An 8992-nucleotide genomic window follows, 5' to 3' on the forward strand; every position below is an offset into this window, starting at 1 on the left:
AAAGAGGGGCACTTTTTTAAACGCTAATCATTACCGCTGTAATGATAGTTTGGTACAGTGTTCACGATCTGGCGTGTTATTAACTAGTTAATAGAGAAGTAACAATGAGAAAATTAAAAAGGGTTGCTGCTGCAGCCACTGCTGTTTTTGCAGTCGGCTTACATACTGCTGTTTCAGCTCAATCTCTGGAGCAGGCGGTTGCTTTTACATTAGACAGTAATCCCGATTTAAGAGTGATGTTCAACCAATTTAAAGCAAGCCAAGAGCAGATTGCTGTTGCTAAAGGCGGCTATCTACCAACGTTGGATGTCGATGCTGGTATCGGCCCGGAACATACCAATTCACCGAGCCTGCGCGATAGCGGCGAAGATGATGGTGTAAATTACATTCGCAAAGAGGTCGGCTTAACCTTTCGCCAGATGCTGTTTCAGGGCTTTGCCGTTCAAAGTGACATAACCCGAACTCAGGCTGAAGCACAGGCCGATCGATATGCACTGCTGGCTGAAGCTGAAAATATGGCACTCGATGTCGTGGAAGTTTATCTGGACGTATTAGAGGCTCAGCAGATCTTAGATTTGTCTAAGTTGAATCTTGATAAGCATATGGAAGTGCATGAGCAGATTCGTCAACGCACGGAATCTGGCGTTGGCACCTCTACCGATCTCACCCAAATTAATGCACGCGTTGCTCTCGCGAGAACCAATATGATCTCCGCTCAAAATAATTTACTGGACGCGCAGAGCCAGTTTTTTGGTGTTGTGCATCAGCGTCCGGATGCTCTCGTACCACCCATTGCCGATGCCGATAGGGTGCCACAAACGAAAGAAATCGCGCTGGCCAAAGGCAGAGAATCTAACCCCACCCTGATTTCCGCCCGCTACGATATTGAAGCCGCAGAAGCGCAGCACAAGAACAGAAAGAGTGAAAACTACCCTCAGGTGAGTTTTGAGATTGACGCCAGGCGAACCATCGACGGTGATGGCGTAGAAGGCTATGAGAACGATCTGGCAGCGATGATCAGGGTTCGTTGGAATCTGTTCAATGGTGGTCGTGACAGCGCAGCCGTGCGTGAATCTGCCTATCAGCTTTCCGAAGCGAAGGAGATTAATATCAGGGCCTATCGACAGTTGGAAGAGGGTGTCGAATTGGCATGGCATGCATACGAATTATTAAACACTCAGCTGACGTATGTTCGGCAGCATGTAGAGGCTGCCTATGCCACGAAAGAGTCTTATGACAAGCAGTTTGATATTGGCAGACGCTCGCTGCTGGATTTGCTCGATACCGAAAACGAACTGTTTGAAGCCCGCCGCTCCTATATATCGGTTGATACTCAGTACCAATTGTCAAAATACCGGTTGTTGAATGCCTCTGGTCAGCTATTGGATGCGCTTAGGGTGGCCGTTCCCAGTCAGTGGCAAGAGGAGGCAGAATAATGCGTTTATTTTTGATTTCGGCATTTATATTCTCAGTGAGTGCTTGCAGCAGCCTGTATGAAATCAGCTCCATGCCCGACAATGTTGAAGATTACCCTCAGCGTGTAGGGCTGGAAGATGAGGATAGTGACGGTGTTATCGATGCCAGGGAGCAATGCCCTGATAGCGTACCCGGTGCAGATGTGGGTAACTATGGCTGTGGAGATCAGGGCGTTGAGCAACTCGATATCTCATTAGAACTGGGCTTCGCCAATGATTCTGCCGAGCTTGTCGAAGGTGATGTTGAAAAGATTGCTGTGCTTGCCCATTACATGCAGCAGTTCCCAATGGTTCGCGCGACCCTTGAAGGGCATACCAGTAAAGTGGGCTCGGAAGAGTACAATATTCGCTTAGGCATGGCGCGAGCGGGCGCTGTTCGCGATGTGCTCGTCAACGTGTATGGCATAGAGTCGGAACGCATTGACGTGACTTCATATGGCTTTCAACGGTTGAAGGTATTTGGAGAGACTGAATCAAGCCATGCATCGAACCGCCGTGTGCAGGCCTACTCAGAACCTTTTGAAATCAAGTTTGATGTCTTGCGCTGGACAGTTTATACCCCCGGTAAGTGATTCTGCTTGAGAGTATCCGGCAGATTCTGTCAGTTGTTTCTTTTCATAAAAGCCTGAAGCCTGTACTTCGGGCTTTTCTACCTTTGTAGGGCATCCTTTTGCTACAATGCGGCAGATTCAGGGTGCAGCGAACCCGCCCTGCGAAAAATCATTGAGTACACCTATGAGTACAGCACGTTAAATAAGAGCCCATTGAAGCCATGCAATTCCTAGAAGAAGTCAGACGCAGACGTACGTTTGCTATTATCTCGCACCCCGATGCCGGTAAAACGACCATCACTGAGAAGGTGCTGTTGTTCGGGCGCGCCATTCAGCAGGCCGGTACGGTAAAGGGTAAGAAATCCGGTCAGCATGCTAAGTCTGACTGGATGGATATGGAGAAAGAGCGGGGTATTTCCATTACCACCTCGGTGATGCAGTTCCCGTACGGCGATAATCTGGTCAACCTGCTCGATACCCCCGGGCACGAAGACTTCTCTGAAGATACCTACCGTACACTGACCGCAGTGGATTCCTGCCTGATGGTGATCGACTCTGCTAAGGGTGTGGAAGACCGCACCATTAAGCTGATGGATGTGGCGCGTATGCGTGAAACGCCAATCATCACCTTTATGAATAAGCTGGACCGCGATATTCGCGACCCGATTGAGTTGATGGACGAGGTTGAAAACGTCCTGAAGATCAGCTGTGCGCCGATCACCTGGCCGATCGGTATGGGTAAAGAGTTCAAGGGGGTTTATCACCTGTTGAACGATGAGGTTATTCTCTATCAATCCGGCATGGGCCATACCATTCAGGATAGCCGGGTCATTAAAGGGCTGGATAACCCGGAGCTGGATGCTGCGCTTGGCAGCTATGCGGAAGAGCTGCGTGAGCAGGTTGAGTTGCTTGAGGCTGCCGCCAACCCCTTTGATCTTGAAGACTTCCTGGCCGGCCAGCTGACGCCGGTATACTTCGGTACGGCTTTGGGTAACTTCGGCGTTGATCACATGCTCGATGGCTTGGTTGAATGGGCGCCATCGCCACAGCCACGCGAGGCCAGCGGCGAAACCATCGAAGCAACGACGGAAGGCTTGTCCGGCTTTGTCTTTAAAATTCAGGCCAATATGGACCCGAATCACCGTGACCGTATAGCGTTTATGCGTATTGTTTCCGGGCGGTATGAAAAAGGCATGAAGATGAAGCACGTTCGCATCGGCAAGGATGTGCGCATATCCGATGCCCTGACCTTCCTGGCAGGCGATCGTGCCGCCGTGGAAGAGGCCTATCCGGGAGACATCATTGGTCTGCACAATCACGGCACTATCCAGATCGGCGACACCTTCACACAGGGCCAGGATTACAAGTTCTCGGGTATCCCTAACTTCGCGCCAGAGCTGTTCCGTCGAATTCGCCTGAAAGACCCGCTGAAGATCAAGCAATTGCAAAAGGGATTGATGCAGCTTTCGGAAGAGGGCGCTGTGCAGGTGTTCCGACCATTGAAAAACAATGACCTGATCGTAGGTGCCGTGGGCATGCTGCAGTTCGATGTGGTCGCGCATCGCCTGAAATCAGAATATAAGGTTGAGGCCGTGTATGAGCCAATCAGCGTAGCTACAGCCCGCTGGGTTGAGTGCGACGATGAGAAAACCTTCCAGCAGTTCAGAACCAAGGCTCACGACAATCTGGCGCTGGATGGCTCAGACAGCCTGACCTATGTCGCCCCTACGATGGTTAATTTACAGATGGCGCAAGAGCGCCACCCTGAAGTCGAGTTCCGTAAGACTCGCGAACACTAATCCAGGTGGTGGGCATCTGAAAAGGCAGTAGCCACTGTTTTTATCAGTTGCCAATCGCCTGCCAATCTATGTTGGTGGGCGGGTTGATAGCGGAAAATGCGGATCGCTCAAATAGTTTGAAATTAACCGCTAATACCGGTTGCGCCTTCAAATACCTTTCTGTATTATCCGCGCCCTCAATTTGGATTAACTACCCCTGAGCCCCCCACTAAACTAGGCGGAGTTAAATGAAAACATTTGTAGCAAAACCAGCTGAAGTAAAGCGCGACTGGTACGTGATTGACGCTGAAGGCCAAACACTTGGTCGTTTGGCAACTGAAGTAGCACGTCGTCTGCGTGGTAAGCATAAAGCTGAATATACACCTCACGTTGATACTGGCGATTACATCGTTGTTATCAATGCTGAGAAAGTACATGTCTCTGGCCGTAAGGCAAAAGACAAGATGTACTACCGTCACACTGGTTATCCAGGTGGCCTGAAGTCTATGAGCTTCGAGAAATTAGTTGCTCATAAAGGTGAAAGCCCGATTGAACTGGCAGTGAAGGGTATGATTCCTCGTACTCCACTAGGCCGTACCATGTTGAAGAAGCTGAAAGTGTATGCAGGTAGTGAACATCCGCATACTGCTCAACAGCCCAAAGAACTTAAGATTTAATGGGGAATGAAATGACAGCACAAAACTATGGTACTGGTCGTCGTAAAACCTCTACTGCACGCGTTTTCCTGCGTCCAGGTAAAGGCGATATCGTCATCAATAAGCGTTCACTGGAAGAATATTTCGGTCGTGAAACTTCTCGTATGATCGTTCGTCAGCCGCTTGAGCTGGTTGAAATGAGCGAAAAGTTTGATCTGTACATCACTGTTGTAGGTGGTGGTAACAATGGTCAGGCTGGTGCGATCCGTCACGGTATCACCCGTGCACTGATCGAGTACGATGAAAACCTGCGTAAGCCTCTGCGCGATGCTGGTTTCGTTACTCGTGATGCTCGTGCCGTTGAGCGTAAGAAAGTTGGTCTGCGTAAAGCACGTAAGAAGCCACAATTCTCCAAGCGTTAATACATCTCTGTATGCGTTATCTCTCAAAGCCCGGATTATCCGGGCTTTTTTGTTATATCCCCACCTAAAGTACGACAATAATACGAGCTGCCAGACAGCTGCTATTCTTGTCTCAATGATCTAACTTCTTTAGTATCCCGTGCACCTTTCAGGGTTACTTTAGAATAAAATTTCCTTACCAATTGAGGATTATAATAATGAGTCAAGACGGCGTGAATGAAAGTCGGCGCCGGTTTCTTTACATTGCTACAGGTGCTGTTGGAGCAGTTGGGGCAGTGGGAGTGGCCACACCGTTCGTTAAATCATGGTTCCCCAGTGAAAAAGCAAAAGCTGTTGGTGCTCCGGTTAAAGTCGATGTCGGCGGGCTTAAGCTCGGTGAGATGGTCATCGCTGAATGGCGTGGCAAACCGATTTTTATCTTGCGACGTACGCCTGAGTCTATTGGAGTTCTGAAGGACGCCGATTTTAAATCCAGACTAGTGGATCCGGAGTCGTCATTAGAGTCGCAACAACCTACTTATGCCCAAAATGATACCCGAGCGCTCGGCGACGAGCTGCTGGTGCTTGAAGGTGTTTGTACTCATTTGGGCTGCTCGCCTAAATTTGTTCCTGAAGTAGAGCCACAAACTTATGATGCCGACTGGCAGGGTGGGTTTTTCTGCCCCTGTCATGGGTCCCGATTTGATCTGGCCGGACGGGTTTTCAAGAATGTTCCCGCGCCATCCAATATGAAGGTGCCGCCTCATCGTATCGATGGCGGAGTAATAACCATTGGTGAGGAGACAGTCTAATGGCTAAGCCTGCAATTATGGAGTGGATCGACCGTCGTCTTCCCGTCACGAGTGCTTATGAAAAGCATATGTCTAAATACTATGCACCGATTAACTTCAATTGGTGGTATGTATTTGGCTTGTTGGCCATGGTCGTCTTTGCTAATCAGATCCTGACCGGTATCTGGCTGACGATGTCGTATGTGCCAAGCGCGGAGGAGGCCTTCAATTCTGTTGAATACATAATGCGCGATGTCGAGATGGGCTGGCTTATCCGCTATATGCATTCCACGGGCGCTTCGTTTTTCTTTCTGACCGTCTATCTGCATATGTTCCGTGGCGTGCTTTATGGCTCTTACCAGAAGCCGCGTGAGCTCATTTGGGTGTTCGGTATGTTTGTCTACCTGGTGATGATGGCCGAGGGCTTCATGGGCTATGTTCTGCCATGGGGTCAGACATCCTACTGGGGTGCTCAGGTGATTATTTCTTTGTTCGGCGCCATTCCTGTTATTGGCGATGGCCTGACTGAGTGGATCCGCGGTGACTATCTGATCTCCGGTATTACACTGAACCGCTTCTTTGCACTGCATGTTATTGCCTTGCCTCTGGTGCTGGCGCTACTGGTCGTTTTGCATGTTCTGGCACTTCATGAGGTCGGTTCAAACAATCCGGACGGTATCGATATCAAGAAGCATGTTGATGACAAGGGTGTACCGCTGGACGGCGTGCCATTCCATCCATACTTTACAGTCGGCAAAATGCCACAGGTTGCCTTATTCCTGTTCGTGTTCTGCGCAGTGATCTTTTACATGCCAGAGGGTGGCGGTTACTTCCTGGAGCATCCTAATTTCGAGCCGGCAAATGGTTTGAAAACGCCTGAGCATATTGCGCCCACCTGGTACTACGGAGCGTTTTACTCAATTTTAAGGGCAGTTGACTTCCCAATTCTCTTTATTGAAGCAAAACTGGGTGGCTTCATGGCAATGGGTGGTGCTATTGCAATCCTGTTTGTTCTGCCATGGCTGGATCGCAGCCCGGTTCGCTCCTGGCGTTACAAGGGTTGGATGAGCCGAACGGCAATTATCGTCTTTGCGATCGCTTTTGCGATACTGACCTACCTTGGCGGTCAGCCTGTCAGTACCCTGAATGGCATCATCGCCAAAATCTGTACGGTTATCTATTTTGCGTTCTTCCTGGCAATGCCGTGGTATACAAAATATGAAAAAACCAAGCCTGTACCGGAGAGGGTTCCGCGATGATTAAAAAAATAATAATGGCTGCTGGCCTGCTGTTTGGTGCTACGACCGGCTGGGCAGCGGGTGGCGATGTCCATCTGGAACATATGTCGCCAGATATGAAAGATACTGTATCTCTGCAGAATGGCTTGCGCACCTACATGGACTATTGCGCCGGGTGTCATTCACTGGGCTATGCGCGATACAACCGGGTGGCCCGAGATCTGGATATCCCCGAAGATATATTCATGGAGAATATTGTCTTCGCTGAGGATGCAAAATTCGGAGATTTGATGAAGTTTGCTATGTCAGCTGAAAACGGCAAGGCTTGGTTCGGTTCGGCACCGCCAGATTTGACCATGGTGACCCGGGTTCGTGGCGTTGACTGGGTTTACAGCTATCTGCTTGGCTTCTATAAAGACGAAACGCGCCCCTATGGTGTTAATAACGCAGTGTTCAAAGATGTGGGTATGCCGCATGTATTGATGGATCTTCAAGGTTTGTGCTCATCGGCACCTCATCCGGCTGAAGATGCAAAAATTGACCCGCTGACGGGTGAATCAATTCATTCGGATGCTTGCGCCGGTTATTCGGTTGAGGGTGAGTTGACGTCTCATGAATATGAAGAGGTTGTTTATAACCTGGTGAACTTCCTGAACTATATGGGCGAGCCGTACCAGATGGACCGTAAACGAATTGGCCTCTATGTGTTTGCGTTTCTTGCAGTCTTCTTCTTTGTGTCGCTGTTATTGCAGAAAGAGCTGTTCAAAGATATTAAGCACTAAGTCAAATAATTCTTTTTAAAATAGTGTATATTACCTAAATTAAGCGCAACCTCGGTTGCGCTTGTTTTGTTTCTAACTTATTCAATATTGGGAGCGTACTTAATGGGCGTTGTTGCGAAGCGGTCATCTATGACTTTTTATTCTGACCCTGCGTGTCAGTACAGTCATCGTGTTCGAATTGTATTGGCAGAGAAAGGTGTAACTGTCGATATTAAAGATTGTGAGCCGGATGCCGTTCCAAAAGAGGTTTCAGACATCAACCCTTATAGCAATCTGCCAACGCTAGTTGATCGTGAGCTGGTCCTGTTTGAACACCTGGTTATGATGGAATACCTGGATGAGCGGTTCCCGCATCCGCCTTTGTTGCCAGTTTATCCTGTTGCGCGTGCTGAATCGCGTCAATTGATTGCTCGCATCAGTCGTGACTGGAGCTCTAAGGTAGACACTATCGTTGCCGCCAAGAGCAAAGACAGCGTTACGCGTGCCCGTAAAGAGCTGAAAGAAAGTCTGCTGGCTATTGCACCTGTCTTTGATGATAAAGATTACTTCATGAGCGATGAGTTCACCCTTGTTGACTGTTGTGTTGCTCCAATCTTGTGGCGCCTGCCGTCATTGGGTGTTGAGTTGTCAGAGAAACAGGCTAAGTCTATTGATAAGTACATGGAGCGAATTTTTGAGCGTGAATCGTTCCAGATCAGCCTGTCTGAAATCGAGCAAGAGATGCGCGACTGATGTCTGGTATGACCTCGAATAAGCCGTATATGATCCGCGCTATCCATGAGTGGATCATTGATAACGGCTGTACCCCCTATATTGTTTTCATGGCGGACTATCCGGGCGTTCAGGTGCCTCAGGATTTTGTCAGCGATGGTCAGATCACACTGAACATTGCTTTATCGGCCGTGCGTGATCTTTCCATTACCAACGAAGCTGTCACTTTTAGCGCTCGCTTCGGTGGTATTCCTACAGATATCGTTGGCCCGATCGGTTCGGTAGCGGCTGTATTTGCTAAAGAGAATGGTCAGGGTATGGGCTTCGAGGTCGACTTTCCTGCGGAAGAAGATGCTGCTGAAGCAGAGAAAGATCAGGATAAATCCGGCGCGAAGCGCCCCTCTCTGAAAGTCGTGAAATAAAATCAAAATAAGTTATTGACTCAAAAAAATCCCTCCCTATAATGCGCCTCCGCTGCTTAGGGAAGACCTCTGTGAAGGTTGGAGCTGAGTTGGCGGTTAGCTCGGTAAGGAATTGATTCTTAAAGAAAAAATTCAAAAAAAAGAGTTGACAAGCAAGGATGGCGCTGTAGAATACGCCCTCCTTGAA

The 8992-nt window shown here is 49.0% G+C and carries 10 protein-coding genes; all 10 read left to right on the top strand.

Annotation, left to right across the window (positions count from 1 at the left end; all coding sequences use genetic code 11):
- The first annotated feature begins 104 nt into the window (after window positions 1-104).
- The 10 genes from BCF53_RS17980 (at window position 105) to BCF53_RS18025 (ending at window position 8805) form a co-directional block, all read left to right on the top strand.
- Entirely contained in the window at window positions 105-1436 is a 1332-nt protein-coding gene (locus BCF53_RS17980) for a TolC family outer membrane protein (RefSeq protein ID WP_132703953.1), read from the top strand.
- On the top strand, window positions 1436-2047 hold the full coding sequence (locus BCF53_RS17985; RefSeq protein WP_132703955.1) for an OmpA family protein: 612 nt from the start codon (window positions 1436-1438) through the stop codon (window positions 2045-2047). The genes BCF53_RS17980 and BCF53_RS17985 overlap by 1 nt, the downstream gene beginning before the upstream one ends.
- Before the next feature lie 200 nt (window positions 2048-2247).
- Window positions 2248-3825, top strand: coding sequence for a peptide chain release factor 3 (gene prfC, locus BCF53_RS17990; protein ID WP_132703957.1), 1578 nt, complete (start codon window positions 2248-2250; stop codon window positions 3823-3825).
- Window positions 3826-4052: 227 nt separating this feature from the next.
- Window positions 4053-4481 (top strand): 50S ribosomal protein L13, encoded by a 429-nt coding sequence (rplM, locus tag BCF53_RS17995; protein WP_132703959.1) that lies wholly within the window; start codon window positions 4053-4055, stop codon window positions 4479-4481.
- A gap of 11 nt (window positions 4482-4492) precedes the next feature.
- Complete coding sequence (rpsI, locus tag BCF53_RS18000; RefSeq protein WP_132703961.1) at window positions 4493-4882, top strand: 30S ribosomal protein S9; 390 nt, start codon at window positions 4493-4495, stop codon at window positions 4880-4882.
- Between the two features lie 197 nt (window positions 4883-5079).
- Window positions 5080-5673, top strand: a complete 594-nt coding sequence (gene petA, locus BCF53_RS18005) for a ubiquinol-cytochrome c reductase iron-sulfur subunit (RefSeq protein ID WP_132703963.1) — start codon at window positions 5080-5082, stop codon at window positions 5671-5673.
- Window positions 5673-6911 (top strand): cytochrome b, encoded by a 1239-nt coding sequence (locus BCF53_RS18010; RefSeq protein ID WP_132703965.1) that lies wholly within the window; start codon window positions 5673-5675, stop codon window positions 6909-6911. The genes petA and BCF53_RS18010 overlap by 1 nt, the downstream gene beginning before the upstream one ends.
- A complete protein-coding gene (locus BCF53_RS18015; RefSeq protein WP_243645868.1) occupies window positions 6908-7672 on the top strand; it encodes a cytochrome c1 in 765 nt (254 codons plus the stop codon). Before BCF53_RS18010 ends, BCF53_RS18015 begins: the two co-directional genes overlap by 4 nt.
- Window positions 7673-7774: 102 nt before the next feature.
- Window positions 7775-8404, top strand: coding sequence for a glutathione S-transferase N-terminal domain-containing protein (locus tag BCF53_RS18020; protein ID WP_132703967.1), 630 nt, complete (start codon window positions 7775-7777; stop codon window positions 8402-8404).
- The gene (locus BCF53_RS18025) at window positions 8404-8805 is read left to right on the top strand and encodes a ClpXP protease specificity-enhancing factor (protein ID WP_207902782.1); all 402 of its coding nucleotides are present in this window, start codon (window positions 8404-8406) and stop codon (window positions 8803-8805) included. Before BCF53_RS18020 ends, BCF53_RS18025 begins: the two co-directional genes overlap by 1 nt.
- The last annotated feature ends 187 nt before the right edge of the window (window positions 8806-8992 follow it).

Origin of the sequence: Reinekea marinisedimentorum, assembly GCF_004341165.1 — a bacterium.
GTDB classification, from domain to species: domain Bacteria; phylum Pseudomonadota; class Gammaproteobacteria; order Pseudomonadales; family Natronospirillaceae; genus Reinekea; species Reinekea marinisedimentorum.